At 72.3% G+C, this 26,505-nt stretch carries 23 protein-coding genes; 17 read left to right on the top strand and 6 right to left on the bottom strand.

Annotated elements, in window-relative coordinates; translation table 11 throughout:
- Positions 1-280 precede the first annotated feature (280 nt).
- The 5 genes from QBL25_RS09945 to QBL25_RS09925 all read left to right on the top strand — a co-directional run bounded on the left by QBL25_RS09945 (position 281) and on the right by QBL25_RS09925 (position 6,626).
- Positions 281-1,453, top strand: coding sequence for a glycine betaine/L-proline ABC transporter ATP-binding protein (locus tag QBL25_RS09945; RefSeq protein WP_409056651.1), 1,173 nt, complete (start codon positions 281-283; stop codon positions 1,451-1,453).
- On the top strand, positions 1,446-4,058 hold the full coding sequence (locus QBL25_RS09940) for an ABC transporter permease/substrate binding protein (RefSeq protein ID WP_409056650.1): 2,613 nt from the start codon (positions 1,446-1,448) through the stop codon (positions 4,056-4,058). The genes QBL25_RS09945 and QBL25_RS09940 overlap by 8 nt, the downstream gene beginning before the upstream one ends.
- A 168-nt stretch (positions 4,059-4,226) precedes the next feature.
- Entirely contained in the window at positions 4,227-5,213 is a 987-nt protein-coding gene (locus tag QBL25_RS09935; protein WP_409056649.1) for a hypothetical protein, read from the top strand.
- Between the two features lie 105 nt (positions 5,214-5,318).
- Entirely contained in the window at positions 5,319-5,891 is a 573-nt protein-coding gene (locus QBL25_RS09930; protein WP_409056648.1) for a helix-turn-helix domain-containing protein, read from the top strand.
- A gap of 12 nt (positions 5,892-5,903) precedes the next feature.
- Positions 5,904-6,626: a helical backbone metal receptor gene (locus tag QBL25_RS09925; RefSeq protein ID WP_409056647.1), complete on the top strand. Its 723-nt coding sequence runs from the start codon at positions 5,904-5,906 to the stop codon at positions 6,624-6,626.
- A 63-nt stretch (positions 6,627-6,689) separates the two neighbouring features.
- Here QBL25_RS09925 and QBL25_RS09920 read toward each other — a convergent pair whose 3' ends face one another.
- Positions 6,690-7,892: a TDT family transporter gene (locus tag QBL25_RS09920; protein WP_409056646.1), complete on the bottom strand. Its 1,203-nt coding sequence runs from the start codon at positions 7,890-7,892 to the stop codon at positions 6,690-6,692.
- 70 nt (positions 7,893-7,962) lie between these two features.
- Here QBL25_RS09920 and QBL25_RS09915 point away from each other — a divergent pair, with 70 nt between their 5' ends.
- Positions 7,963-8,922 carry a LysR family transcriptional regulator gene (locus QBL25_RS09915; RefSeq protein ID WP_409056645.1) on the top strand — a complete coding sequence of 320 codons (960 nt, stop codon included), beginning with the start codon at positions 7,963-7,965 and terminating at the stop codon, positions 8,920-8,922.
- A 30-nt stretch (positions 8,923-8,952) separates the two neighbouring features.
- On the opposite strand, the gene QBL25_RS09910 is transcribed toward QBL25_RS09915, so the two are convergent.
- The 3 genes from QBL25_RS09910 to QBL25_RS09900 all read right to left on the bottom strand — a co-directional run bounded on the left by QBL25_RS09910 (position 8,953) and on the right by QBL25_RS09900 (position 12,055).
- Positions 8,953-9,672, bottom strand: coding sequence for a gamma-glutamyl-gamma-aminobutyrate hydrolase family protein (locus tag QBL25_RS09910; RefSeq protein WP_409056644.1), 720 nt, complete (start codon positions 9,670-9,672; stop codon positions 8,953-8,955).
- 38 nt (positions 9,673-9,710) lie between these two features.
- Positions 9,711-11,156 (bottom strand): ethanolamine permease, encoded by a 1,446-nt coding sequence (eat, locus tag QBL25_RS09905; RefSeq protein ID WP_409056643.1) that lies wholly within the window; start codon positions 11,154-11,156, stop codon positions 9,711-9,713.
- A 116-nt stretch (positions 11,157-11,272) separates the two neighbouring features.
- Positions 11,273-12,055 carry a FadR/GntR family transcriptional regulator gene (locus tag QBL25_RS09900; RefSeq protein ID WP_409056642.1) on the bottom strand — a complete coding sequence of 261 codons (783 nt, stop codon included), beginning with the start codon at positions 12,053-12,055 and terminating at the stop codon, positions 11,273-11,275.
- Between the two features lie 77 nt (positions 12,056-12,132).
- On the opposite strand from QBL25_RS09900, the gene QBL25_RS09895 reads away from it, so the two are divergent.
- The 6 genes from QBL25_RS09895 to QBL25_RS09870 all read left to right on the top strand — a co-directional run bounded on the left by QBL25_RS09895 (position 12,133) and on the right by QBL25_RS09870 (position 19,482).
- Positions 12,133-13,497 carry a glutamine synthetase family protein gene (locus tag QBL25_RS09895; RefSeq protein ID WP_409056641.1) on the top strand — a complete coding sequence of 455 codons (1,365 nt, stop codon included), beginning with the start codon at positions 12,133-12,135 and terminating at the stop codon, positions 13,495-13,497.
- An 88-nt stretch (positions 13,498-13,585) separates the two neighbouring features.
- Complete coding sequence (locus QBL25_RS09890; RefSeq protein ID WP_409062598.1) at positions 13,586-14,935, top strand: aldehyde dehydrogenase family protein; 1,350 nt, start codon at positions 13,586-13,588, stop codon at positions 14,933-14,935.
- 5 nt (positions 14,936-14,940) lie between these two features.
- On the top strand, positions 14,941-15,720 hold the full coding sequence (locus QBL25_RS09885; protein WP_409056640.1) for a 3-oxoacyl-ACP reductase: 780 nt from the start codon (positions 14,941-14,943) through the stop codon (positions 15,718-15,720).
- A gap of 113 nt (positions 15,721-15,833) precedes the next feature.
- Positions 15,834-17,147, top strand: a complete 1,314-nt coding sequence (locus tag QBL25_RS09880; RefSeq protein WP_409056639.1) for an HAD family hydrolase — start codon at positions 15,834-15,836, stop codon at positions 17,145-17,147.
- Positions 17,148-17,180: 33 nt separating this feature from the next.
- Complete coding sequence (locus QBL25_RS09875) at positions 17,181-18,485, top strand: haloacid dehalogenase-like hydrolase (RefSeq protein WP_409056638.1); 1,305 nt, start codon at positions 17,181-17,183, stop codon at positions 18,483-18,485.
- Positions 18,486-18,522: 37 nt separating this feature from the next.
- Positions 18,523-19,482, top strand: a complete 960-nt coding sequence (locus QBL25_RS09870) for a DUF2510 domain-containing protein (RefSeq protein ID WP_409056637.1) — start codon at positions 18,523-18,525, stop codon at positions 19,480-19,482.
- 34 nt (positions 19,483-19,516) lie between these two features.
- On the opposite strand, the gene QBL25_RS09865 is transcribed toward QBL25_RS09870, so the two are convergent.
- Positions 19,517-20,719 (bottom strand): amino acid deaminase/aldolase, encoded by a 1,203-nt coding sequence (locus QBL25_RS09865; RefSeq protein ID WP_409056636.1) that lies wholly within the window; start codon positions 20,717-20,719, stop codon positions 19,517-19,519.
- A gap of 969 nt (positions 20,720-21,688) precedes the next feature.
- Here QBL25_RS09865 and QBL25_RS09860 point away from each other — a divergent pair.
- Genes QBL25_RS09860 through QBL25_RS09850 form a run of 3 tightly spaced genes read left to right on the top strand, consistent with a single transcriptional unit; the run spans position 21,689 to position 24,586 of the window.
- Positions 21,689-22,639, top strand: a complete 951-nt coding sequence (locus tag QBL25_RS09860) for a hypothetical protein (RefSeq protein WP_409056635.1) — start codon at positions 21,689-21,691, stop codon at positions 22,637-22,639.
- Positions 22,636-23,814, top strand: coding sequence for a type VII secretion-associated serine protease mycosin (gene mycP, locus QBL25_RS09855; RefSeq protein WP_409056634.1), 1,179 nt, complete (start codon positions 22,636-22,638; stop codon positions 23,812-23,814). The genes QBL25_RS09860 and mycP overlap by 4 nt, the downstream gene beginning before the upstream one ends.
- Before the next feature lie 37 nt (positions 23,815-23,851).
- The gene (locus QBL25_RS09850; RefSeq protein ID WP_409056633.1) at positions 23,852-24,586 is read left to right on the top strand and encodes an SseB family protein; all 735 of its coding nucleotides are present in this window, start codon (positions 23,852-23,854) and stop codon (positions 24,584-24,586) included.
- A 4-nt stretch (positions 24,587-24,590) separates the two neighbouring features.
- Here QBL25_RS09850 and QBL25_RS09845 read toward each other — a convergent pair whose 3' ends face one another.
- On the bottom strand, positions 24,591-24,995 hold the full coding sequence (locus QBL25_RS09845) for a DUF1844 domain-containing protein (protein ID WP_409056632.1): 405 nt from the start codon (positions 24,993-24,995) through the stop codon (positions 24,591-24,593).
- A gap of 455 nt (positions 24,996-25,450) precedes the next feature.
- Between QBL25_RS09845 and infC the strand changes: the two genes are divergently transcribed.
- Together infC and rpmI are read left to right on the top strand one after the other, a co-directional pair.
- A complete protein-coding gene (gene infC / locus QBL25_RS09840; protein WP_409062597.1) occupies positions 25,451-26,137 on the top strand; it encodes a translation initiation factor IF-3 in 687 nt (228 codons plus the stop codon).
- Between the two features lie 105 nt (positions 26,138-26,242).
- Positions 26,243-26,437 (top strand): 50S ribosomal protein L35, encoded by a 195-nt coding sequence (gene rpmI / locus QBL25_RS09835; RefSeq protein ID WP_135330421.1) that lies wholly within the window; start codon positions 26,243-26,245, stop codon positions 26,435-26,437.
- Positions 26,438-26,505: the final 68 nt, after the last annotated feature.

The following is a 26,505-nucleotide window of genomic DNA, read 5'->3' as shown; positions in this document are numbered from 1 at the left end:
CGGCACCGACAGCGGACCGGCCGCGGCGCCGCCCGGGAGTGGTCCGGGCCCCGGTGGGCAGGGGCCGGATCATGGCGCGTTCCGGTCGACAGAAGTGAACGGAATGTGAACTGGATCACTCTTGCGTTTGATACGTGTAAGTCAGGGCAGGCGCCGAGCCGGAGCGCCTCCGGTCGAGAATTCAACTATTTCGCCGGGTAAACAGCGGGCAGAAACCGCGTCGCTCCACGGCCCGCCGGCGGGGGAGGCGGGCCGTCTTGGTTCAACCCGAGAGGTGTATGTGTCCAGGCTGCAAGCCGAACACCTGTACAAGGTATTCGGCAGACGACCCGCTGACGCGGTGGAGAAACTCCGCCACGGAACCGACCGAGAGGAACTGCGCGCCGAGGGCACCACGGCCGCGGTGATCGACGCCTCCTTCACGGTCGAGCCGGGCCAGATCTTCGTCGTCATGGGTCTCTCCGGATCCGGCAAGTCCACGTTGCTGCGCATGCTCAACGGACTGTCGGAGCCAACGGCCGGACAGGTGCTGTTCGACGGTCAGGACCTGACCGGGCTGAGCGCCCGCGAGCTGCGCGAGGTGCGCTCCAAGAAGATCAGCATGGTCTTCCAGCACTTCGCGCTCTTCCCCCACCGCAGCGTCCTGGAGAACGCCGGTTACGGCCTCGAGGTGCAGGGCGTGCCGCGCGCCGAGCGCGAGGAGCGCGCCACGGTGGCGCTCGAACTCGCCGGCCTCAAGGGCTGGGAGAAGTCCTGGCCCGACGAGCTCTCCGGCGGCATGCAGCAGCGCGTGGGCCTGGCCCGCGCGCTCGCCACCGACGCCGACCTGCTCCTCATGGACGAGTCGTTCAGCGCGCTCGACCCGCTGATCCGCCGCGACATGCAGGACCAGCTCCTCGAACTCCAGAAGCGGCTGAAGAAGACCATCGTCTTCATCACCCACGACCTGAACGAGGCCATGCGCCTGGGCGACCAGATCGCCGTCATGCGCGACGGCGAGATCGTCCAGATCGGCACCGCCGAGGACATCCTCGTCACCCCGGCCAACGAGTACGTCGCCGCGTTCACGCAGGACGTCGACCGCTCCCGGGTCCTCACGGCCGGCGCGATCATGGCCGAGCCCGAGACGGTGTTCGGCACGGAGACGGCCGAGGGCAAGGAGCTGACGACCGCACAGGACGTGCTGTCCGCGGCCCCCGCCACGGTCACGGCCGAGACCCCCATCATCGAGCTGTTCACGCCGTGCTCCACCAGTGACGTGCCCGTCGCCGTGACCGACGACGAGGGCGCGCTCATCGGTGTCGTGCCGCGGGCGCGGCTGCTCGCCGTGCTCGGCGAGCCGATGGACCCCGAGAACGAGCCGCAGGACACCGCCGTCCCGCTCGCCACGACGCGGGACACGACGCAGGACAACGGCGGACAGGCTGTGGGCAAGGTGGTCAGCGGTGCCTAGGATTCCCTTCGGCGAGTGGGTCAACGACAGCGTCGACTGGCTGCTCAGCCACATGGCCTGGCTGTTCGACTTCTTCAAGACCGTCTTCCAGGGCGCCTACGACGGCATAGCCGACGTGCTCCAGGCGCCCGAGCCGCTGCTCCTCGCGGGCATCTTCGCCGTCATCGCCTTCTGGCTGCGCGGTGTGGTCGCCGGTGTGCTGACCTTCGCGGGCTTCGCGTTCATCGTCTCCCTCGAACTGTGGGACCACGCGATGATGACGCTGTCCCTGGTGCTCGTCTCGACGATCATCGCGCTCGTCATCTCGGTGCCCGTGGGCATCTGGGCGGCGCGGTCCAGCACGGTCAGCGGCATCGTCCGCCCGGTGCTCGACTTCATGCAGACGCTGCCGGCGATGATCTACCTCATCCCCGCCATCCTGTTCTTCGGCATGGGCGCCCCGGCGGGCATCGTCGCCACCCTGATCTTCGCCCTGGCCCCCGGCGTCCGCATGACGGAGCTGGGCATCCGCCAGGTCGACAAGGAGCTGGTCGAGGCCGCGGACGCGTTCGGCACCACGCCGCGCAACATCCTGATGCGCGTCCAGCTGCCCCTCGCGCTCCCCACGATCATGGCCGGTGTCAACCAGGTCATCATGCTGGGCCTGTCCATGGCCGCCATCGCGGGCATGGTCGGCACCGAGGGCCTGGGCGCCGACGTCAACGAGGCCATCGGCCAGCTGAACGTCGGTCTCGGCTCCGAGGCGGGCGTCGCCATCGTCATCCTGGCCATCTACCTGGACCGGATGACCAGCTCGCTGGGCACCCAGGTCTCCCCGCTGGGCCGTCGCGCCCTGGCGAAGGTGCGCGCCGCGCAGGGCCTGAACATCTGGACCTACCGTCCGCAGGCCGCCGTCGCGGTCGTCGGCGTGGTCGTCCTCGCGCTCGTCGCGGGCGGCATGGGCGTCTTCGGTGGCTCGGCGTCCGAGGACGTCACGGCCGACGGCAAGAACGTCGGTCAGGGCAAGGAGATCAACATCGGCTACATCCCCTGGGACGAGGGCGTGGCCTCCACCTTCCTCTGGAAGGAAGTCCTGGAGCAGCGCGGTTTCAAGGCGCAGACCAAGCAGCTGGAGGCAGGCCCGCTCTACACCTCGCTCTCGCAGGGCAGCATCGACTTCCAGACCGACTCCTGGCTGCCGACGACGCACGCCGCGTACTGGAAGAAGTACGGCGACAAGCTCGAGGACATGGGCTCGTGGTTCGGCCCGACCTCGCTCGAACTCTCCGTGCCCTCGTACGTGAAGGGCGTCGACTCGCTGGCGGACCTCAAGGGCAAGAGCAGCACGTTCAAGGGCAAGATCGTCGGCATCGAGCCGAGCGCCGGCATGATGGGCCTGCTCAAGGACAAGGTCCTCAAGGAGTACGGCCTCGACAAGGAGTACAAGGTCGTCGACGGCTCCACGCCGGCGATGCTGGCCGAGCTCAAGCGCGCGTACGCCAAGAAGGAACCGATCGTCACCACGCTCTGGTCTCCGCACTGGGCCTACAGCGACTTCGACCTGAAGAAGCTCGACGACCCGAAGGGCGCCTGGGGCAAGGGCGACGGCGTGCACTCGCTGGCGCGCAAGGGCTTCTCCGAGGAGAACCCGCAGGTCGCCAAGTGGCTGAAGAACTTCAAGATGGAAGAGAAGCAGCTCACGAGTCTTGAGGCGGAGATCAACAAGGCGGGCAAGGGCAAGCAGCAGGAAGCCGTCCGCGCCTGGCTCAAGAAGAACCCGGGCGTCGTCGACAAGATGGCCCCGCTGCCGAAGAACTCCACCCCCGCCGAGGCGAAGCGTCCGCTGAACGCCGCGTACTTCGCGTGGGACGAGAACATCGCGGTCACGAATCTCTGGAAGCGCGTCCTGGAGAAGCGCGGCTACAAGATGAACCTGAAGCCGTCCGACGTCGGTCCCGTCTACACCGCGCTCGGCCAGGGCGACCTGGACCTGAACCTCGACGCCTGGCTGCCCACGACCCAGAAGCAGTACTGGGAGAAGAACAAGGCGAACCTCAACGACATCGGCTCCTGGTACAGCCCGACGTCGCTGGAGGTGGCGGTCCCGTCCTACGTCAAGGACGTGGATTCGCTGGCCGACCTCAAGGGCAAGGGCGACAAGTTCAAGGGCAAGATCATCGGCATCGAGCCCGGCACGGGCGTGATGACGGCGCTCAAGGACAAGGTGCTCCCCGGCTACGGCCTCGACAAGGAGTACAAGATCGTCTCCGGTTCGACGCCCGCGATGCTGGCCGAGCTGAAGCGCGCGTACGCCAAGAAGGAGCCGGTCGCGGTCCTGCTCTGGTCGCCGCACTGGGCCTACAGCGAGTACGACCTCACCAAGCTGAAGGACCCCAAGGTCGCCTTCGGCAAGGGCGACACGATCCGCACGCTCTCCAGCAAGGACTTCCCGGAGCAGTACCCGCAGCTCACGAAGTGGCTCAAGGGCTTCAAGATGAGCGAGAAGGAACTGGCCGGCCTGGAGAACGAGATCAACAAGGCGGGCAAGGGCAATGAGCCCAAGGCCGTCGACGCCTGGCTGGAGAAGAACCCGGGCTTCGAGCAGAAGATGACTCCGCAGTCCTAGTTCCGCGCCGGGCCGGGGTTTCCACCGGCCCGGCGCCGTACCGCCGACGCACCCCCGAGGGGTGGGCACCGCCCGTGTGGCGAAGCCCACCCCTCGGGACGTTCCCGGGGGCACCCGTGCTCCCTAGGCTGGGCAGCCTCCCCGCCGCTCGAACGTAAGTGCCCCTCCGTGACCGTCCGCGTCTCCCACACCCTCCTCGGCCTCGCCGTGGCCCTGGCGCTCGCCGCCGTCCTGCTCCTCGCCCACGCGGCGGGGGCCGGCGCCGCTCCCGCGTCCGCGGGCACCGCCCGCCTCGCCGCGCTCGCCGAGGACGTCACCGCCGCCGACGGCCACCGCTACGACGCGCGGGACCACACCGGCCGCACCATGGACGCCGCGCAGATCACACAGGGGCCCGACGGCGGCTACCTGGCCGTCTACCACACCCTGCTGAGCGACGGCCGCTTCCACGCAGCCGTCGCCACCTCCGGCGACCTGCGGCACTGGCACCGCCGCCACGACTTCGGGCCCGGCACCCACCAGGCGTCCCTCGCCGCCGACGGACGCGGCGGATACGTCCTCGCGTACGAGAAAGACCCGAAGAACCACATCGCCGTCCGCGGGTACGCGGACCGGGCGGCGCTGCTCGACGGGCGGGCCGGCCGGGCCTTCGACGCGCCCCGCACCCTCTCGCGGTGCGCCGAGGGCACGCCCGCCGTCACCGCCGTCCGCGGCGACACCGTCGAACTCACCGGGCACTACCGCGCCGGCTGCGACACCGACCGCCAGCTGCGCGCCACCCTCACCGGGTTCCGGCACTGGCACGCGACCCCGGACCGGCGCCTGGACCGGGCGCTCCAGACCTGGGGCAACAGCGGGAACTTCGGCGACCGGGCGTCCGTCGAACTCGACGGGCGGCGGACGCTCCTCGTGGAGGGGCAGCGCCTGCGGGGCGACTTCGGCAGCTGGCGGACCTACGCGTACGACCCCGTGAGCGGCCGGGCCGACCGGCTGGCCCTGGCCACCCATGGCGGAAGCCGCGCCTTCGCCAATCCGTCGGCCACCCTCGTCACCGACCCGCAGGGCAGGCCGGCGCTGCTGGTCAGCGTGTTCCTGCCGGCGGAAGGAGCGGCCCCCGGGGAGGCCGGGCAGCTCGTCTACTGGCGCAAGCTGTAGAGGGCGGTCCTCGCAACGGGGCAGAACCGTTTGGCGAACATGCGTAGGGTGCAGAAAACCCCTCAGGGTTGAGAGTGGACCGACGCGCAGAAGGGAGCCGAGGCGATGGACGAGCAGAAGGAAACCCTCCGGGTGGGCTCGGCCGTGCGGCGACGCCGCCGGCAGCTCGAACTCACCCTCGCCGTGGTGGCCGAGCGCAGCGGTCTCTCGGTGCCCTTCCTGAGCCAGGTCGAGAACGAGCGGGCGCGGCCCAGTAGGCGCTCCCTCCAGCGGGTCGCCGACGCCCTCCTGACGACCGACGTCGAACTGCTCGCCGCGGCGGACCCCGCATGCACGGTCGACCTGATGCGGGCCGGTGAGGGCGACGGCGAAGGCGCGTCCCCCGACGCCCGGGTGCGCAATCTGGTGCGCGGTCACCACCAGCTGCACGCCATCGAGTTCACCGGCGACCACGACGAGGGACGCGAGTTCCAGCACCGCAACGACGAGTTGATGTACGTGGTGGGTGGCGCCGTCGAGGTCGAGGCGGAGGGCAGGGCCTATCGCCTGGGGCGCGGCGACAGCCTGTATCTGACCGGCGGGGTGCGCCACCGGTGGCGGGCGACCGTGCCCGACAGCCAGGTCCTGGTGGTGGCCGTCGCCGATCACGTCGAGGCCGTGGACGGCTCGCGCCGCTGAGGGGATCGCACGGTGACCGGAGTACGGGTGGTCTCGCTGGTGCCTTCGCTGACCGAGGCGGTCGCGGTGAGCGCGCCGGGAGCGCTGGTCGGTGCCACGGAGTGGTGCAGCCATCCGGAGGACCTGGACGTGGCCCGCGTCGGCGGCACGAAGAACCCGGACGTGCGCCGGATCATCGGCCTCGCCCCGGACCTCGTGATCGCCAACGAGGAGGAGAACCGCGCCCCCGACCTCGCCGCGCTGCGGGCGGCGGGGCTCCAGGTCCTCGTGACGGAGGTACGCGATCTGCCCGGCGCCTTCCGCGAGCTGGCCCGGGTGCTGGCCGCCTGCGGGGCGGGGCGGCCCGGGTGGCTGGCGGCGGCGGAGACCGCGTGGGGGCGACTGCCGGAGCCGGACGCCCGGTTGACGGCGGTGGTCCCGATCTGGCGGCGGCCGTGGATGGTCCTGGGGCGCGACACGTTCGCCGGGGACCTGCTGCGGCGGCTCGGCGTCGACAACGCGTACGCGGCGCACGCCGAGCGCTATCCGCGGATCCCACTGGACGAGCTGCGGGCCGTGCGGCCGGACGTGGTGATCCTGCCGGACGAGCCCTACCGCTTCACCCGCGAGGACGGCCCCGAGGAGTTCACCGCCCCGTCGGTGCTGGTCAGCGGCCGGCACCTCACCTGGTACGGCCCGTCCCTCGCCCGGGCTCCCGCCGTGCTCGGCGCGGCTCTGCGCGAGGCCATCGGCTGAGCGGGGGCGCCACCGCCGAGCCTTGCGCCACCGCCGAGCGTCCGGTCAGTGCCGAGCGTTCGGTCAGCGCCGCGGGGCCGCGAGCAGCGTCCCGTCGAGCACGCCGCGCAGGGTCTGGGTGAGCGCCACCGCCCAGGCGGTCACGAGCAGGGCGTACAGGGCGAGCGCGAGCCAGTCGTACACCGCGAGGCCGGTGTGCTTGCCCAGGCCTTCGGCGCCCGTGACGCACGTGCCGACGGGGAACGTGAACGCCCACCAGGTCATCGCGAAGCGCATGCCCCGGCGCCGGGCGCGCACCACCATCGCGCCCGCGAGCGCCAGCCACAGCAGGGCGAAGCCCATCACCGGGACGCCGTAGAGCACCGCGAAGACGGCGAAGCCCTGGTCGTAGGGGGCGGGGACGACCCCGGCCGCGGCGGTGTCGGCGAACTTGTTCACGGCGGTCGTCGACTGGCCCAGCGGACCGAGCACCAGGAAGAGCGCCGGGGTGAGGGCGAGGGGGAAGGGGCCGCCGGTCAGCAGGCGGGCGAAGATCATCGGCAGCATCACCAGGGTGGCGAGCAGGCTCAGACCGAACATCGCGAAGCAGGCGAAGAGCAGCGTCTTTTGCGCCTGCCCCGCCGGGAGGTGGGGGACCAGGAGGGGGCCGAGCGCGGCGGACACCATGGGCGCCACCAGGGGCAGCAGCCAGACGGGCGACGCCTGCCCCGGCTCCGCGCGGTGCTTCACCGCCATCAGGTACGGGATCGCCACGGCCGCCGCGAGGCCGATGGCCGTGCCGGCGACGAAGAGGACGGCGTCGAGGGCGACCGCCGCGCTCGTCCCGATCCAGTCCTCGCCCACCAGGAGCGCGCCGCCGCCGACCGCGAGCAGGGCCATGGACAGACAGCCGTAGAAGGGGGCGACGGCCGGGTCCAGGAGGTGGGCGCGGGCCTGGTCCCGGTGGTGGATCCAGTGCAGGGTCCGGGCGGCGAGGAGGGCGGCCAGCAGGAGCAGGGAGAACGCCCAGACCGCCGTGCAGGCGGTGCGCAGGCCGGGGAACCGCACCGGCAGGGTCGAGCCCGCTCCGGCGATGATCGCCGTGCCCATGACGGCGGCGTACCAGTTCGGGCCGAGGTGGCGGGTGGCGAGGGTGAGGCGGCCGGTGCCGGTGGCGGGGTGTGCGGCGGCGGGGTGGGCGGCCGTGTCGTGCGCGGCGGTGGGGTCTGCGGCGTCGGGGTGTGCGGTGGGGCTCAAGGGTGCCTGCGGGTGGGCGACGGTGACCATGAGTCCACGGTCGCCGCCGGGCGGGCCCCCCACCAGGAGGCATCTTCGTATGAGGGCATAACCTGGGTTTATGAGTACGTCTTCTGGTTCCGCCGGTGGCTCCGACGCGTCGCCGGGGGTGCCGCTCGCGCACCGGGTGCCGGACCTCGGGGCGCTCGAACTGCTGCTGGCCGTGGCCCGGCTGGGCAGCCTGGGGCGGGCGGCCAGGGAACTGGGCATCACGCAACCCGCCGCGAGCAGCCGCGTCCGGTCGATGGAGCGGCAGCTGGGGGTGGCCCTGGTCGACCGGTCACCGCGCGGCTCGCGGCTCACCGACGCGGGGGCGCTCGTCACGGACTGGGCGCGGCGGATCGTGGAGGCTGCGGAGGCCTTCGACGCGGGCGCGCAGGCGCTGCGGGACCGGCGGGACTCGCGGCTGCGGGTCGCGGCGAGCATGACGATCGCCGAGTATCTGCTGCCGGGCTGGCTGATCGCGCTGCGCACACAGCGGCCGGACACGGCGGTGTCCCTGACGGCGGGCAACTCGACCGCGGTCGCGGAGCGGCTGCTCGCCGGGGAGGCCGACCTCGGCTTCGTCGAGGGGCTCGCCGTGCCGACCGGCCTGGACTCGGCGGTCATCGCCCACGACAGCCTGATCGTCGTCACCGCGCCGGGGCACGCCTGGGCGCGGCGCGGGAAGCCGCTGGGGGCCGCGGAGCTGGCGGCCACGCCGCTGATCCTGCGGGAGGAGGGGTCGGGGACGCGGCAGGTCCTCGACGCGGCGCTCGGCGGTCTGGCCCGGCCGCTGATCGAGCTGTCGTCCACCACGGCGGTGAAGGCGTCCGCGGTGAACGGGGCGGGGCCCGCGGTGCTCAGCGAGCTCGCGGTGGGGGAGGAGCTGTCGGCCCGGCGCCTGGTGAACATCCCCCTGGAAGGGGTGCAGCTGCGCCGCGCGCTGCGTGCGGTGTGGCCCACGGGCCACCGCCCCACGGGCCCGGCCAGAGACCTCCTGTCCCTGACCAGGGCGGGCTCACCTGCCCCGGCGGGGTGAGCCCGGCGGCGGGCGCGTGGGTGGGAGAGGTCAGGTCCTCCTGTCGCAGGCCGCTCGGGTCAGGGCCTTCATGACCCGGAGGTCTTCCCCCATCTCCGGGTGCCACTGCACCCCCAGCGCCCAGTGCGGCGAGGGCAGTTCCACCGCCTCCACGGTGCCGTCCTCCGCGTGGGCCGACACGATCAGGTCCCTGCCCAGCCGGTCCACGGCCTGGTGGTGGTACGTGGGGACGGGGCACGCGGTGGGCGCGATGGACTCGTACAGCGTGCCCGGCACCGGCTTCACCTCGTGCGCGCCGAAGACGCCCACCGCCTCCACGTGCCCCTCCAGGTGCTGCACCAGCGTCCCGCCCAGCGCCACGTTCAGGAGCTGCATCCCCCGGCAGATCCCCAGCAGCGGCGTCCCGGACGCCAGCGCCGCCTCGATCAGCGCCAGCTCCCACGCGTCCCGCTCCCGTGCCGGAGGGCCCGTACGCTCCTCACGCTTGGCGCCGTAACGGACCGGCTCGACATCGGGCCCACCGGCGATGACCACGCCGTCCAGCCGGGCGACGACGTCATCGGCGTACGAAGGATCGTCCGGCGGCAGCATCGCGGTGAGTCCGCCCGCCGCCCGCACCAGACGCGGGTAGCCCGCGGGGAGCAGGGCCGCGGGCAGCTCCCACACGCCCCAGCTCGCCCTCACCTCCAGGTAGGTGCTGACGCCGATCAGCGGCCGGCCGGTGCTCACGCTCACTCCGTCTCCCGTCATGTCCCGTCCTGCCCAGTCGTCCTTCGGCCGCGACCTGCTCAGTCGCGGTCCAGCTCCGCCTCCGCGGCGGCGAGTGCCGCGAACTCCTCCTCCGGAGCCCGCGCCACCAGATGCTTGCGGCTGTAGAAGCCGAAGTACGCGATCGCCACCACGTATACCGCGAGCGCGATCAGCGCCGCCGTCACGTCCACCAGGAACGTCGCGACCAGCGCCGCACAGGCGAGCACCAGCGCCACCGACGAGGTCACCGTGCCGCCCGGCGTACGGTACGGCCGTTCGAGCTCCGGCTCCCTGCGGCGCAGCACGATGTGCGACAGCGACATCAGGGCGTACGAGATGGTCGCCCCGAACACCGCGACGTTCAGCATGCGCGCGCCGTCCCCGGTCGCCGCCGCCAGGCCGAAGCCGATCGCCCCGGGCACCAGAAGGCCCAGGTAGGGCGCCTTGCGGCTGCTGGTGAGCGACAGGAACTTCGGCAGGTATCCCGCCCGCGACAGGGCGAACAGCTGGCGCGAGCCCGCGTAGATCAGGGAGAAGAACGACGCCACGAGGCCCGCGAGACCGGCGTAGTTGACGATCCGGCTGAGCGCCGTCGCCTCACCGCCCGGCTGGAGCGCCTCCACCAGCGGATTGCCCGCGTCCTGGATCGCGTTGGCGCCGCGCGCCCCCGCCGACGCGAAGAACGTGAGGAGCGCGAGCACGACGAGGATGGCCATCGACCAGCGGATCGCGCGCGGCAGCGTACGCGCGGGGTCCTTCGTCTCCTCCGCGGCGAGCGGGACGCCCTCCACCCCGAGGAAGAACCACATGCCGAACGGGAACGCCGCCCAGATGCCCAACAGGCCCATCGGCAGCCAGGAGTTGGCGCCGAACGCGTCCGCCTCCACGGGGATGTCGTTCAGCTTCGACGCGTCGAAGTCCATGAACGCGCCCACCGCGAAGACGAGCAGCGCCGCCACCGCGATGCCCGTGACGACGAAGCTGAAGCGCAGCGCCTCGCCGACGCCCCACAGATGGATGCCGATGAAGACGACGAAGCACGCGAGGTACACCGGCCAGCCGGAGGTGAGGCCGAAGAGGCCGAGCGACTCGACGTAGTCGCCGATGAAGATGGAGATCGCGGCCGGCGCCAGAATGTACTCGATGAGGATCGCCGTGCCGGTGAGGAAGCCGCCCCACGGGCCGAGGGCCCGGCGCGCGAAGCCGTAGCCGCCGCCCGCGGTCGGCAGGACCGAGGAGAGTTCCGCCAGCGAGAAGACCATGCACGCGTACATCACGCCCATGAGGGCCATGGCGATCCCGAGGCCGCCGAAGCCGCCCTCCGCCAGGCCGAAGTTCCAGCCCGAGTAGTCGCCGGAGACCACGTACGCGACCCCGAGCCCGGTGAGCAGCAGCCAGCCGGCGCTGCCCCGGCGCAGCGTTCTGCGGTCCAGGTAGTCGTCCGCCGGTGCGGCGGGACTCGTCTTGGGTGACTCCACGGTCATGACACGACTCCTGAGGACGGGTGACTCAATGGAACGGATCCATACCTTTGCTGTGCCGGACGCGAGAAATCAAGACCCCTGCGTTACACCGCGGTTAATCACCTCTCGCCGCGCCCCTAGGTGAGGAAGCCCCGCAGCAAGGCGGCCGTGCCGCCGCAGTGCTCGCGCATGATCTCCCGCGCCCCGTCCGCGTCCCCGTCGAGCACCGCCTCGACCAGCGCGGTGTGCTGGCGCTGTGAATGCTCCAGGTTCCGGACCAAGAGGGGGATGCAGTCCAGGAGGTCGTTGACGGTCGCGCGGACCGCCGCGTACTGCGCGGTGAGCGAGGGGGAGCCGCACAGTTCGGCGAGCGTCAGATGCAGGAGCGTGTCCAGGCGCCGGTACTCGGACAGGGGTGCCTCGTGCGTCTGTGCGAGCGCCGTGCGCAGCCGTTCGCGCTGCTCCTCGCTCAGGCCGTGCGCCGCGCAGAGCCCGGCCGCGCCGACCTCAAGGACTTCGCGGAACCGCAGCGCGTCCTCGACGTCGACGTCCGCCACGCGCCGCCGCAGCTCGTCCTCGCCCGCGGCCTCGGGGCGCGGGCGGACGAACGTTCCGCCGTACCTGCCGCGCCGGGATTCGACGAGGCCCTGGTCCTGGAGCACCTTGAGGACCTCGCGCAGCGTGACCCGGCTGATCCCGAGACGGTCGGCCAACTCGCGTTCCGACGGGAGGCGTTCGCCGCCGGGCACCAGGCCGAGGCGGACCACCTGGAGGATCTGTTCCAGGGCCTCCTCGAAGCCGTTGCCCGCCCGTACGGGGCGAAGGACCGGCGTGAGCCGGTCGTCGGCGGTCGCGGCGGCCGGACCGGCGGCCGCCCGGGCGGCTTCGCCGGCGGCCCCGTCGGCATCCGTGTGCGACATCTGGCCGTACCCCCTTCCCAATCAATGGTTCTCGGCAATACCTTATGGCTCTCGGCTGACCCAAGGAGGATTTTCCCGTGGCAGACCGCACACCCCCGCTCGGGATCGAGGAGCTGCGTGCTCTCGTCACGAGCGGCGAGATCGACACTGTCGTCCTGGCCTTCCCCGATATGCAAGGGCGGTTGCAGGGCAAGCGGTTCGCCGCCCGGTTCTTCCTCGACGACGTCCTGGAGCACGGCACGGAGGGCTGCAACTACCTCCTGGCCGTCGACCCGGAGATGAACACGGTCGAGGGCTACGCCATGTCCTCCTGGGACCGCGGGTACGGCGACTTCGCCATGCACCCGGACCTGACCACCCTGCGCCGCGTCCCCTGGAACGAAGGCACCGCGCTGCTCGTCGCGGACCTGGCCTGGAACGACTCGTCGCCCGTCGTGGCCGCGCCCCGCCAGATCCTGCGCCGCCAGCTCGACCGGCTCGCCGAACTCGGCTACGGCGCCAACGTCGGCACGGAGCTCGAATTCATCGTCTTCAAGGACACCTACGAGCAGGCGTGGGACGCGGGCTACCAGGGCCTGACCCCGGCCAACCAGTACAACATCGACTACTCGGTGCTCGGCACGGGCCGCATCGAGCCGCTCCTGCGGCGCATCCGCAACGAGATGGCCGCCGCCGGGCTCGTCGTCGAGTCCGCCAAGGGCGAGTGCAACCCGGGCCAGCACGAGATCGTGTTCCGCTACGACGACGCCCTGGTCACCTGCGACCAGCACGCCATCTACAAGACCGGCGCCAAGGAGATCGCGTCCCAGGAGGGTGTCTCGCTCACCTTCATGGCCAAGTACAACGAGCGCGAGGGCAACTCCTGTCACATCCACCTCTCGCTCGCCGACGCCGACGGCACCAACGCCATGGCCGGTGACGGACCCGGCGGCATGTCGCCCGTCATGCGGCACTTCCTGGCCGGGCAGCTCGCCGCGCTCCGGGAGTTCTCCCTCCTCTACGCGCCCAACATCAACTCGTACAAGCGGTTCCGCCCCGGCTCCTTCGCGCCCACCGCCGTCGCCTGGGGCTACGACAACCGCACCTGCGCCCTGCGCGTCGTCGGCCACGGCCGCTCGATGCGCTTCGAGAACCGCCTGCCGGGCGGCGACGTGAACCCGCACCTGGCGGTCGCCGGACTCGTGGCCGCCGGACTGCACGGCGTGGAGCAGAAGCTCGAACTGCCCGAGGAGTGCACGGGCAACGCCTACACCGGCGACTACGCCCACGTCCCCACCACCCTGCGCGAGGCCGCCGAGCTCTGGGAGAACAGCGCCATCGCCAAGGCCGCCTTCGGCGACGAGGTGGTCGCGCACTACGGCAACATGGCCCGGGTCGAGCTGGACGCCTTCGACTCCGCGGTGACCGACTGGGAGCTCCGCCGCTCCTTCGAACGCATGTGAGGCACCCTTGCTCGACGCTCAGAACCCCGACGCCCAGCACCCCGAAAACCCCGACGCCCGGCACCCCGGCGTACGGCACCTCGACGTACTGAACCCGGCGACGGCCGAGGTCGTCGCGACCGTCCCCGCCGCCACCGCCCGGGACGTCGACGCCGCCGTCGCCCGGGCCACCGCCGCGCAGGTCGCGTGGGCCGCGGCGGCCCCCGCCGACCGCGCCCGCCTGCTGCGCCGCTTCGCGGCCGCCGTCGACGACCACCTGGAGGAGCTCGCCCTCCTGGAGGTGCGCGAAGCCGGCCACCTCATCGGCAACGCCCGCTGGGAGGCGGGCAACGTCCGCGACCTCCTGGACTTCGCGGCCGGGGGAGTGGAGCGGCTGAACGGCCGTCAGATCCCGGTTCCCGGCGGTCTGAACGTCACGATCCTCGAACCCCTCGGCGTCGTCGGCGTCATCGCGCCCTGGAACTTCCCGATGCCGATCGCCGCCTGGGGCACCGCCCCGGCGCTCGCGGCCGGCAACGCGGTCATCCTGAAGCCCGCGGAGACGACCCCGCTCACCGCCCTGCGCCTGGCCGAACTGGCCCTGGAGGCGGGCCTTCCCGAAGGGCTCTTCCAGGTCCTGCCCGGTGAGGGCCGCATCGCGGGCAACGCCCTCGTCGAGCACCCCGGCGTCGCCAAGATCGTGTTCACCGGCTCCACGGGCGTCGGCAAGCAGATCATGGCCAAGTGCGCCGACCGCGTGAAGCGCGTGACGCTCGAACTCGGCGGCAAGAGCCCGAACATCGTCTTCGCCGACGCGGACGTGGAGGCCGCCGCCCTCGCCACCCCCATGTCGTACCTCGACAACTCCGGCCAGGACTGCTGCGCCCGCACCCGCATCCTCGTCCAGCGGTCGGTCTACGACCGCTTCCTGGAGATCGTGCGGCCCGCCGTCGAGTCGGTCGTCGTCGGCGACCCGTCCGACGAGAAGACCCAGATGGGCCCGCTGATCTCCCGTGCCCAGCTGGAACGCGTGCGGTCGTACGTGCCCTCCGGCACCGGCATCCACGGCTCGGCGCCCGAGGGCCCCGGCTTCTGGTTCCCGCCCACGCTCCTCACCGACGTCGACCCCGCGTCACCGGTGGCGACGGAGGAGGTCTTCGGGCCGGTCGCCGTCGTCCTGCCCTTCGAGGACGAGGCCGACGCGATCCGCCTCGCCAACGCGACCGAGTACGGCCTTTCGGGGTCCGTCTGGACGCGGGACGTGGGCCGTGCGCTGCGGGTCTCGGGAGCCGTCAAGGCCGGGAACCTGTCCGTCAACTCGCACTCCAGCGTGCGCTACTGGACCCCGTTCGGGGGTTACAAGCAGTCCGGGCTCGGCCGTGAGCTCGGCCCGGACGCGCTCGCCGCCTTCACGGAAACCAAGAACGTCTTCATCAGCACGGAAAGCACGGAGGCCTGAGCCCCATGTCAGAGAACATCTGCCGCCGCCTGGTAGGCCGTACCGCCGTCGTCACCGGGGCCGGCAGCGGCATCGGCCTCGCCACCGCCCGCCGCCTGGCCTCCGAGGGCGCCCACGTCGTGTGCGGCGACATCGACGAGACCGCGGGCAAGGCCGCCGCCGACGAGGTCGGCGGGATCTTCGTCAAGGTCGACGTCACCGACGCCGAGCAGGTCGAGGCGCTCTTCAAGACCGCGTACGACACCTACGGCTCGGTCGACGTCGCCTTCAACAACGCGGGGATCTCGCCGCCCGACGACGACTCCATCCTGGACACGGGCCTGGAGGCCTGGAAGCGCGTCCAGGAGGTCAACCTCACCTCCGTGTTCCTGTGCTGCAAGGCCGCCATCCCCTACATGCGCCGCCAGGGCAAGGGCTCGATCATCAACACCGCGTCGTTCGTGGCGCGGATGGGCGCGGCGACCTCCCAGATCTCCTACACGGCCTCCAAGGGCGGCGTCCTCGCGATGTCCCGCGAGCTGGGCGTGCAGTTCGCCCGCGAGGGCATCCGCGTGAACGCGCTGTGCCCGGGCCCGGTCAACACCCCGCTCCTCCAGGAGCTCTTCGCCAAGGACCCCGAGCGGGCCGCCCGCCGCCTCGTCCACATCCCCGTGGGCCGGTTCGCCGAGGCCGACGAGCTCGCCGCCGCCGTGGCGTTCCTCGCCAGCGACGACTCCTCGTTCGTGAACGCGACCGACTTCCTGGTCGACGGCGGCATCTCGGGCGCGTACGTCACGCCCGTGTAGCCGCTCCTGCGCCGCAGGGCCGGTCCCCCGCGCAGTTCACCCCGCAGCAACCCTCCCGACAGCCGGGCGTCGCACGACGCCCGGCTGTCCTGCGTAGACACAGGAGTGTGTTCATGAACCTCAAGCGCCGCTGCGCCGCGGCCGCGGCCGTCCTCGCCGTCGCCGCCACCGGACTCGTCACCGTCCAGGCGACCGCGGAGGCCACCCAGCCCCCGCAGTCCGCCCGCCCCACGGGCAAGAAGTGCCCCACGCTCACCGTCTCCGCGGGCTGGTACGGCGACAACCGGGCCAGACTCCAGAAGATGATCGACACGTACGGCCGCTGCGCCGACGGCGGGCGCACGGGCGGGGGCAAGGGCGGGGCCAAGCCCGTCGCCGCCTTCGACTGGGACAACACGGTCATCAAGAACGACGTCGGCGACGCCACCATGTTCTGGCTCCTGCGCCACGGCAAGATACGGACACCCCGCGGCGGCGACTGGCACTCCACCAGCCGCTATCTCACCGACCCGGCGGCCAAGGCCCTGGCCAAGGCCTGCCCCGCCGACGGCACCACCCTCCCCACGCGGCGGGACACCGACTGCGCCGACGAGATCGTCTCCGTCTACGGCGAGGGCACCACCACCGGCGGGGACACCGCCTTCGCCGGCTACGACCACCGCCGCATGGAACCCCAGTACGCCTGGCTCGCCCAGCTCACCCGCGGCTGGTCCGCCCACCAGGTCAAGGGCTTCGCCGCCGCGGCCCGCAAGGAGAACCTCGCGGCGCCCGTCGGCACCGAGCAACGCGTCGGCACCGGCCGGGTCACCGGCTGGGCCCGCTACTACGACCAGCAGCGCGATCTGATCCGTACGCTCAAGAAGGCCGGATTCGACGTCTACGTCGTCTCCGCGTCGCCCGAGCCGGTCGCCGAGGTGTGGGCCGAGAGCGTCGGCGTCGACGCCCGGCACACCATCGGCATCCGCAACGTCATCGCGCACGGAAAGCTGACGGCCCGTCTGAAGGGCTGCGGCACCGTCGAGGACGGCGACGACTCGATGATCACGTACATCGACGGCAAGCGCTGCTGGATCAACCAGGAGATCTACGGGGTCCGGGGCGCGGCCGCCGAGAAGGTGCGACCCGCGGCCAAGCGGCAGGTGTTCGCGGCCGGCGACTCCGACACCGACGTCTCCTTCCTGCGCGACGCGACCGCCCTGCGCCTGGTCCTCAACCGCAACAAGAACGAGCTGATGTGCCGCGCCTACGACGACGGCGACGGCCGCTGGCTGGTGAACCCCCTGTTCATCGAGCCCAAGGGCAGGCTCGCCGAGCCCTACCCGTGCGCCACCACCGGCTACACCGAACGGGACGGCGAGAAGGGCCCCGTGCGCCGCGCCGACGGGTCCGTCATCCCCGACCAGAAGGACACGGTGCACGGGTCCTGACCGCACGGCGAGATTGATGTACGGTCCATGCGCATGCGCAACAGACATGCCCTGGCCTTGACGTTGGCCGCGGCCGCCGCTCTGGCGGCCGTGCCCGCGTCGCTCCCCGCGGCCGCCGCCACGCCCGCGAAACCCGCCGCCGCTAAGGCCCACTGCCCGCAGCTGTCCAAGAAGCTGAACTGGTTCGGCGACAACCGGGCCCATCTCCAGCAGGTGATCGACGAGCGCGGACGCTGCGGCTCCCACCGGGGCCACGACCACAAGCGTCCCGTCGCCGCCTTCGACTGGGACAACACCGTCGTCAAGAACGACATCACCGACGCGACGATCGCCTGGGCCCTGCGCCACGACAAGATCCTGCGCCCCGCGAGCTGGAAGTCCACCAGCAAGTGGATGACGGACGAGGCCGACAAGGCGCTCACCCGGGCCTGCGGCACGAAGGTGCCGGTCGGCAAGCCGCTGCCCACCTCCACGGACACCGACTGCGCCGACGAGATCTTCGAGGTCCGCGAGGACGGCAAGACGATGAGCGGCGCCGCCGCCTTCGCGGGCGAGTGGAACCACCGGCACACCGTCCCGCAGTACGCCTGGGTGCCCCAGCTCTTCGCCGGGCACACCGTGCCCGAACTGGAGTCGTACGCCGCCAAGGCCCGCAAGCAGGTCCTCGCCGCCCCCGTCGGCGCCACCCAGACCGTCGGCACCCACGAGATCCCCGGCTACGCGCGCTACTACGACCAGCAGCGCGACCTCATCCGCACGCTCAAGAAGGCCGGGTTCGACGTCTACATCGTCTCGGCGGGCTCGGAGCCGGTGACCGAGGTCTGGGCCGGTGGCAAGGGTGGCGTGGGCATCGACCGCGAGCACACCATCGCCATCCGCTCGGTCCTGGACCGCAAGGGCCGGATCACCACCTTCAACCAGGGCTGCGGCGACGTCCCGGTGAACAAGGGCGAGGCCATCCCCTACATCGACGGCAAGCGCTGCTGGATCAACCAGGAGATCTACGGCGTCAAGGGCGCGTCGGCCTGGGACCAGCAGGACCGCTCCCACCGCATCGCGCTCGGCGGAGGTGACGCCGACACCGACGTCACGTTCGTCGGCGACGCCACCGGCGCCCACCTCGTCCTGAACCGCAACAAGAACGAGATCATGTGCCGTGCGTACGACGACGCGGACGGCCGCTGGGTCGTGAACCCCATGTTCATCGAGCCCCTGAAGCAGAAGCCGGACCTCTACCCCTGCTCGACGTCCGCGTACAACGCGCCGGACGGGAGCAAGACCCCGGTCCTGCGCCGCGACGGCTCGGTGGTTCCCGATCAGGCGGACGCCGTGTACTGACTGTTCTGATCTTCACGGCACGTCCTAGAGTGCCGGGATGAGCATGTCGCCCCCGCCCGGCTGGTACCCGGACACCTCGGCCCCACCGGCCCGGCCCGTCGAGCGCTGGTGGGACGGGTCCGCGTGGACCGAGCACCGGCGTGCGCCCGAAGCGCCCCAAGGGGGCTGGGCGCAGCCGGGGTTCGGTCCGCCGCAGGCACCGACCCGGGTCACGCCGTCGGCGGTGGCTCCCGGCGGCGGCCGGGGCAAGGCGGTGGCGCTGGCCACCGCGGGGGTCGTCCTGGTGGCGTCGATCGTCACCGGCGTGGTGCTCCTGAACGACGACGACGAGCCCCGGGTCGAGGGCCCCGTCGCGACCACGTCGGAGCAGGCCGACCCGCCGTCGCCGACCTCTCCGTCGCCCACCACCTCGGCGCCGGACCCCGACCCCTCCACCCTCGTCGACCCGTTGAACGGCATCACGCTCCCCGTGCCCGAGGGCTGGGAGAAGGCCGACAGCACGGTCGGCGGCGATCCGACCGTCCGCACCCCGGACATCTACGACTGTCCGGGCGAGGGCAGCCTCTGCCGCCACGGCACGGTCTACTCGCGCACGTCGACGGCGACCGACGAGCGTTCGCCCAAGACGCTGGCCCAGCGGGACATCAAGGACGCGGCGGACAGCGCGTACGACGAGGACAAGATCGGCATGCGGCCCTTCGGCGGCATCGCGGGCCACGAGAAGGTCAAGGAAGGGGCCGTCGCCGTCGCGGGCCGCGCGGGCTATCTCGTGCGCTGGCGGGTCCGCACGGAGAAGGGCCCCGGCGGATACGTCCAGTCGCTCGCCTTCCCCTCCACCGTCGGCTCCGAGTCGGTGATCATCGTGCGCTTCGCGATCGACGCCGGGGACGAGGCGCCGCCGCTCTCCGACATGGACGAGATCACCCAGGGGATCCGCCCGGTCGGCGGCGGAGAGAGCGACGGCGGCGCCGGCAGCAGCGTGGGCCCGACGCCCTGACCGCTACGGCCCGCCCGCTGCGTCGGCGCCCTGCCTAGAGGAACGTGTGGCCTTCCCCGCGGTACGTCGGGACGGTGGCCGTCACCCGGTCGCCCTCGACGAGGTGCAGCGCGTCGAACCGCTCGCACAACTCCCCGGCCTTGGCGTGCCGGAACCACACCTTGTCGCCGATCAGCAGATCGTCGGCGGGCGAACCGAGCAGCGGGGTCTGCACCTCGCCCGCGCCTTCCTGCGGGTCGTAGCGCAGCCCCTCGGGGAGGTACGGCACCGGGGAGCGGTCGGGGCCCGCGGCGCCCGAGGCGGGGTAGCCGCCGCCGAGCACGGTCACGGTGCCCACGCCGGGGCGGCGCACCACGGGCTGCGCGAAGAGCGCGGCCGGACGCCCGCTGAACGACGTGTAGTTGTCGAAGAGCCGCGGTACGTACAGACCCGACCCCGCGGCGATCTCGGTCACCGCCCGCTCGGCCGCCGTGTGCTGCACGCTGCCGGTGCCGCCGCCGTTGACGAACTCCAGGTCCGGCGCGACCGCCCGCACCGCGCGGATGGTCTCGGCGCGGCGCGCGGCCAGCTCCTTGCGGGCCGCGCTCTGCATGAGACGGATCGCGCGCGAGCGCAGGGGACGGCCGGCGATCGCGTCACCGACACCGGCCACATGCCCCTCGTACGCCATCACGCCCACCAGCCGGAAGCCGGGCCTGCGGACCACGGCGCGGGCCAGCGCGGCGACTTGGGCGGGGGAGTGCAGCGGCGAGCGCAGCGCGCCGATCCGCACCCGCCCGCCGAGGGTCTTGAAGGCGGTGTCCAGCTCCAGGCAGACCCGCACCTCTTCGCCGCCGCCGTCCCTGGCCTCGTCGATGAGCCGCAGCTGGGCCGGGTCGTCGACCATCACGGTCACCGCCGCGGCGAGCTTCGGGTCGGCGGTCAGTTCGGCGAAGGCGGCGCGGTCGGCCGAGGGGTAGGCGAGCAGGACGTCGTCGAACCCGGACCGGGCGAGCCACAGGGACTCGGCGAGCGTGAAGGACATGAGTCCCGCGAAACCGTCCCGGGCCAGCACCCGTTCGAGCAGGGCCCGGCAGCGCACGGACTTGCTCGCGACCCTGATCGGCTTCCCGCCGGCCCGGCGCACGAGGTCGTCGGCATTGGCGTCGAACGCCTCCAGATCGACGATCGCGACGGGGGCGTCGAGGTGCGCGGTGGCCCGGTCGTAGCGGGCCTTGTCTGCTGCACGGGAGGTCATGGCCGAAGCCTGCCAGACGCGATTACCCGAGGGTAGGGGGATGATCCGGGCAGATCGCCCGGGGGCCGAGACTGGTTCCCGCACGACCGGAATCTGCCCTTAGAGTTACGCGCAGAAGAGCGAGGAAACGGGGGGTGCATGAGCACGGAAGCGCGACGGGCCCCACTCCCGCCACGTCCCACGACTCCACCTCCGCCCGCCTCTCCGCCCCCTCCCGCCCCCTTCTCGGACCCCGGCCCGCCGCAGGCCGACGAGGACGCCGTCGACGCCGGGACGCCCGCGCCCGTGAGCGTGCCGGCGCCCGCCGCCGGTGACCACGACTCCGTGCTCGGGGATCTGCTCGCGCCCTTCGACCGGGTACGGGCGCCGGGTCCCGCGGCCGACGACGTCACCGCCGCCGAGGAGCCGGAGTCCCCGCCCCCGCCCCCCGCGTCAGCACGCTTCCCGGACGCCCCACCACCCCCACGGACGACCCCACCACCCCCACGGACGACCCCACCACCCCCACGGACGACCCCACCACCCCCACGAACGACCCCTTCACCCCCACGAACGGCCCCGATGCCACCCGCCCCGGCCGGAAAGCCGCCTCGCCCGGCGTCCGGCCTTACTCCGCCACTGCCACGGACCGCTCCGTCCGGGTCCGCCGGGCCGCTGCTTCCGTCGGCGTCCGACCTCGCTCAGCCGCGGTCGCGGACCGCTCCGTCCGGGGCGGACTCCGCTGAGCCGCCGCTTCCCTCTGCGTCCGACCTCGCTCGGCCGCGGTCGCGGACCGCGCCCTCCGCGTCCGGGCGCACCCAGCCGCCCTCCCGGACCGCCCCGTCCGGCCTCCCTCGGCCGCCGCTTCCCGAGGAGCCGCCGCGTGTCGGACGGTCCGATGCGGAGCGGGCCGCGGAGTATCGGCTGCGGCCCCCGATGCCTTCGGTGGCGCCGGTGGGGATATCTCCGGCCTCGGCCCGGAGTGAGGTCGTGTCCGAGGCCGACAGCGCCGACAGCCCCGCGGCCCCTGTGGTCCCGTCGCCGCCCTCCCCCCGAACCACCGCCGCCCGGCGCGCGGTCGGTGCCGTCGATCTGACGCCCGGGCCCGGAGCGGGGCGGCCCTTCGTGTCGTTCGCCCGGCCCGCGCTGTACGACGACAGCACCACCCGGCTGCGCCCCGTCCGCACCTGGGCCCAGCCCCGCGTGACCGCCGCCGCTGCCTGCTTCGTGCTCGGCCTCGGACTCATCGGCGGCGCGGCGACCGGCAGTTGGCTGACCGGGGGCTCCGAGGAGACGGGCACCACGCTGTCCGCGTACGCCGTCGCGGGCGAGCTCTGGCACAGCGTGCCCGTCGACCAGCTCTTCCCCGCCACCATCAAGGGCGAGGGCGCCGGACCCGGCGGCGCCGACCGCACCTGGACCCGGATCGCCGTCGCCCCCGACGCCTCCTGCAAGAGCGCCTTCGACCCGCTCCTGCGCAAGGCCCTCGCCCCGGCCGGCTGCCTCAGGCTGCTGCGCGCCACGTACACGGACGCGACCCGCAGCCATGTCACCACCGTCGGCCTGCTGTTCACCAAGGCCGACGCCGACGCGATGCGCTCCCTGCGCACCCGCTTCACGGAGGAAGGCCTCGACCGGCGCCCCGACCTGATGCCGCGGCCGTACGCGGCCAAGGGCACCCCGGCCGCGGACTTCGGCGACGCCCAGCGCGCCTCCTGGACCGTGTCGGTGCTCCCGGACGCCCCCGTCGTCGCCTTCTCCGTCTCCGGCTTCGCCGACGGCCGCGCGGTCACCGAACCCGAGCCCGCCGACGAGGCCACGCGGACCTCGGAGACCTCCGCCCCCGCCCAGGCCGGCCTCGGCCACGAGGCGAAGGGCATCGCCGACCGCGTCGAGCGGCGCCTGCGCAAGACCATCGCGGCCACGGAGCACCCCTCATGAGAATCCGCCGACCGGGAGTCGCCGCCCTCGCCGCGTCGCTCGCCCTCCTGCCCGCCACCGCCCACGCCGACGACGGCATACGCGCCCAGCAGTGGGCCCTCGACGCGATGCACACCGGCCAGGCCTGGCAGACCACCAAGGGCAAGGGCATCACGGTCGCCGTCCTGGACACCGGCATCGACGTCGACCACCCCGACCTGGCCGGCAGCGTCCTCACCGGCAAGGACATGGTCGGCTTCGGCGCGAAGAAGGGCGACCGCGCCTGGGCCCGGCACGGCACCGCCATGGCCAGCATCATCGCGGGCCACGGACACGGCCCGGGCCGCGCGGACGGCGTGCTCGGCATCGCGCCGGAGGCGAAGATCCTGCCGATCCGCGTGATCCTGGAGGACGGCGACCCGCACCGCTCGAAGGCCCGCAACACCCGGGGCAACGCGCTGGCCGACGGCATCCGCTGGGCCACCGACCACGGCGCCGACGTCATCAACCTCTCCCTGGGCGACGACTCCAAGTCCGCCCACCCGGAACCCGCCGAGGACGCCGCCGTCCAGTACGCCCTGAAGAAGGGCGCCGTCGTCGTCGCGTCGGCGGGCAACGGCGGCGAGCGCGGCGACCACATCTCGTATCCCGCGGCCTACTCCGGCGTCATCGCCGCCACCGCCGTCGACGAGAGCGGCGACCGCGCCTCCTTCTCCACCCGCCGCTGGTACGCCACGGTGAGCGCCCCCGGCAAGGACATCGTCATCGCCGACCCCGACCGGGAGTACTACGAGGGCTGGGGCACGAGCGCCGCGTCGGCGTTCGTCTCGGGCGCCGTCGCCCTCATCCGCGCCGCCCACCCCCGCCTGACCCCGCCCCAGATCAAGCAGCTCCTGAAGGACACGGCGCGCGACGTCCCGAGCGGCGGGCGCGACGACGCACGCGGCTTCGGCTTCGTCGACCCGGCGGCCGCGATCGCCGAGGGCGGCAAGAAGAAGCCGGACGGGCTGAAGTCAGCGGCGTACGGAGAGAAGTACTTCGGCCCGGGTCCGGACGCGGACCGGGGCGACGACGGCCCCGCAGGCTGGGTGGGCCCGGTCGCGGGCGGCCTCGGCGCGGCCCTCCTGGCCGCGGCGGTCTACCTCTGGCGCGGCCGCAGGGGCGCCCGTCCCGCCACCGCCCGGCAGGTCCCCTGACGCGGTCGACCGGGTGCAGGTCGATAGGGTCAAGGCCGTGGCGAACAAGAACATCCCGGACCCCGGCTTCTCCGACGACGACGGCACGGCCGACCCCCGGCTCTCCGCGGCCCTGACCGCGTGGGCCGGCGACCGCACGGCCCACGGCCCCGTCCTGGAGGCGCTCACCGGCGCCCGGCTGCTCGTGCCGGTGGTCGCTGTCCTCGGCGAGGTCGAGGAGGACGAGAACGGCCTGCGCCGCGAGAAGACCAGCGACATGGCGGTGCCCACGCTCAAGGCGGGCGGCCGCACGGCCCTGCCCGCGTTCACCTCGACCCGGGCGCTCGCTCTGTGGGACCCCGAGGCCCGCCCGGTGGCCGTCCCGCTGCACCAGGCGCTCCAGGCCGCGGCCCACGAGCAGGCCGACACGATCGTCCTCGACCTCGCGGGCCCCGTCCCCTACGAGATCGACCGCACCGCCCTGATCGCCCTCTCCGAGGGCCGCCACACCCGGGACCCGCTCGCCGACCCCGCCGTCACGGCCGCCGTGCGCGCGGCCGTCGCCGCCGAGCCCGCCGTCGTGCGGGCCTACCTCGGCGCGGGCACCGCCGACGGCACCCTGGCGCTCGTCCTCGACGCATCGGCGGACCCGGCCGAGGCCGCCGGGCGCGTCGCCCGGCACATCGCGGCCGACCCGACACTGAGGGCCCGCCTGGTGAGCGGCCTCGACCTGGCACTGCTGCCGGCCGAGGCGACGCCACCGGGCGAGCCCCTGTACGTACGAGAAGGCTGAGCGGTCAGCCGAAGACCGGGCCCGTGTACTTCTCGCCCGGGCCCTGACCCGGCTCGTCCGGGACGTCGGACGCCTCGCGGAAGGCGAGCTGCAACGACTTCAGGCCGTCGCGCAGCGGGGCCGCGTGGAACGAGGAGATCTCGGTGGCGCTCGCGTCCATCAGGCCGGCGAGCGAGTGGATCAGCTTGCGGGCCTCGTCGAGGTCCTTGTGGCCCTCGCCGCCCTCCGCGAGGCCGAGGTTCACGGCCGCGGCGCTCATCAGGTGCACGGCGACCGTGGTGATCACCTCGACCGCGGGGACGTCCGCGATGTCACGGGTCAAGGTGTCGAAGTCCGGGGAGTCCGGGGAGTCGGGGGAATCAGGGCCCGGGCCGGTGCCGGACTCGGGGGTGGGGGTCGCGTCGCTCATGCCCCACACGATAAGCGGAGCCCCGCCCGGCCCGGTCCGCGGGAGCCGGTGCGCACCGATGCGGGGCCGTACCGGGCCGATGCGGGGCCGATGCGGGGCCGAGGGCGCCCGGTGGACGCCGGTGGTTAGCCCCACCCCGGCGGAGCTGCTAACCTTGTGTAACGACCGGCCGGATACTCGCGTGCCACGCAGAGGCCCGGCCCACAAGTGGAGGCTCCGCTTCCCACCTAGTCGCTCCCCCGGAGCGGCGGGTCACCGGTCAGGCAGCCGCAGTCCCCGAGACTACGGCAGGCCCGAGATGCGCCCCGCGATCACCGCGGAGGTGCTCCGGTAGTAATGGAGCCCCTTCCTGTGATCGGTTGGGGCATTTTTTATGCACTCACTCGGTTGGTCCGGATAACAGACGTAACGCGGCTGTCCGCCAGACCGCCGCGTGGTGCTACCGAGGAGGATCCATCAGCGCCGAGCCCCGCATCAACGACCGGATTCGCGTTCCCGAGGTGCGACTTGTCGGTCCCAGCGGCGAGCAGGTCGGGATTGTTCCGCTTGCCAAGGCCCTGGAGCTCGCACAGGAGTACGACCTCGACCTGGTCGAGGTGGCGGCGACCGCCCGTCCGCCCGTGTGCAAGCTCATGGACTACGGGAAGTTCAAGTACGAGTCGGCCATGAAGGCCCGTGAGGCGCGCAAGAACCAGGCGCACACGGTCATCAAGGAGATGAAGCTCCGGCCGAAGATCGACCCGCACGACTATGACACCAAGAAGGGTCACGTCGTCCGGTTCCTCAAGCAGGGCGACAAGGTCAAGATCACGATCATGTTCCGTGGTCGCGAGCAGTCCCGGCCGGAGCTCGGCTACCGACTGCTCCAGCGTCTCGCGAACGACGTCGAAGACCTCGGGTTCATCGAGTCGAACCCGAAGCAGGACGGCCGAAACATGATCATGGTCCTCGGTCCGCACAAGAAGAAGACCGAAGCCATGGCCGAGGCCCGCGAGGCCCAGGCGGTCCGCAAGGCGGACGCGAAGGCCAACCCGGGCCGCTCGCAGAACTCCGCCGAGGGGGAGGAGCCCGACGAGGCTCCCGCCGAAGCCGCCGCCGAGGCCCCCGCCGAGGCTCCGGCCGAGGCGCCTGCCGAGGCCTGATCCCAGGACGCGAGTCCGGGGATCGCCAACTGACACATACGGTTCCCGGATGCCCGGTTTCACGACCGGGCATCCGGGTGCCACTGACGAGGAGAGAACGGCGCTATGCCGAAGAACAAGACGCACAGCGGTGCCAGCAAGCGCTTCAAGATCACCGGCTCCGGCAAGGTGCTCCGTGAGCGCGCCGGCAAGCGCCACCTGCTCGAGCACAAGTCGTCCCGTCTGACGCGGCGCCTCAGCGGCAACGCCGAGATGGCCCCGGGCGACGCCAAGAAGATCAAGAAGCTTCTCGGCAAGTGAGCGCGGGCGCACACCGCGCCCGCACTCTGAACCGGGACCCAGTCGATACCGGGTCGTGTGAGTCCAAC

This window comes from Streptomyces sp. SYP-A7185, from assembly GCF_046103685.1.
Taxonomy (GTDB): Bacteria; Actinomycetota; Actinomycetes; order Streptomycetales; family Streptomycetaceae; genus Streptomyces.
This window is presented reverse-complemented; position numbering and strand designations above follow the sequence as displayed.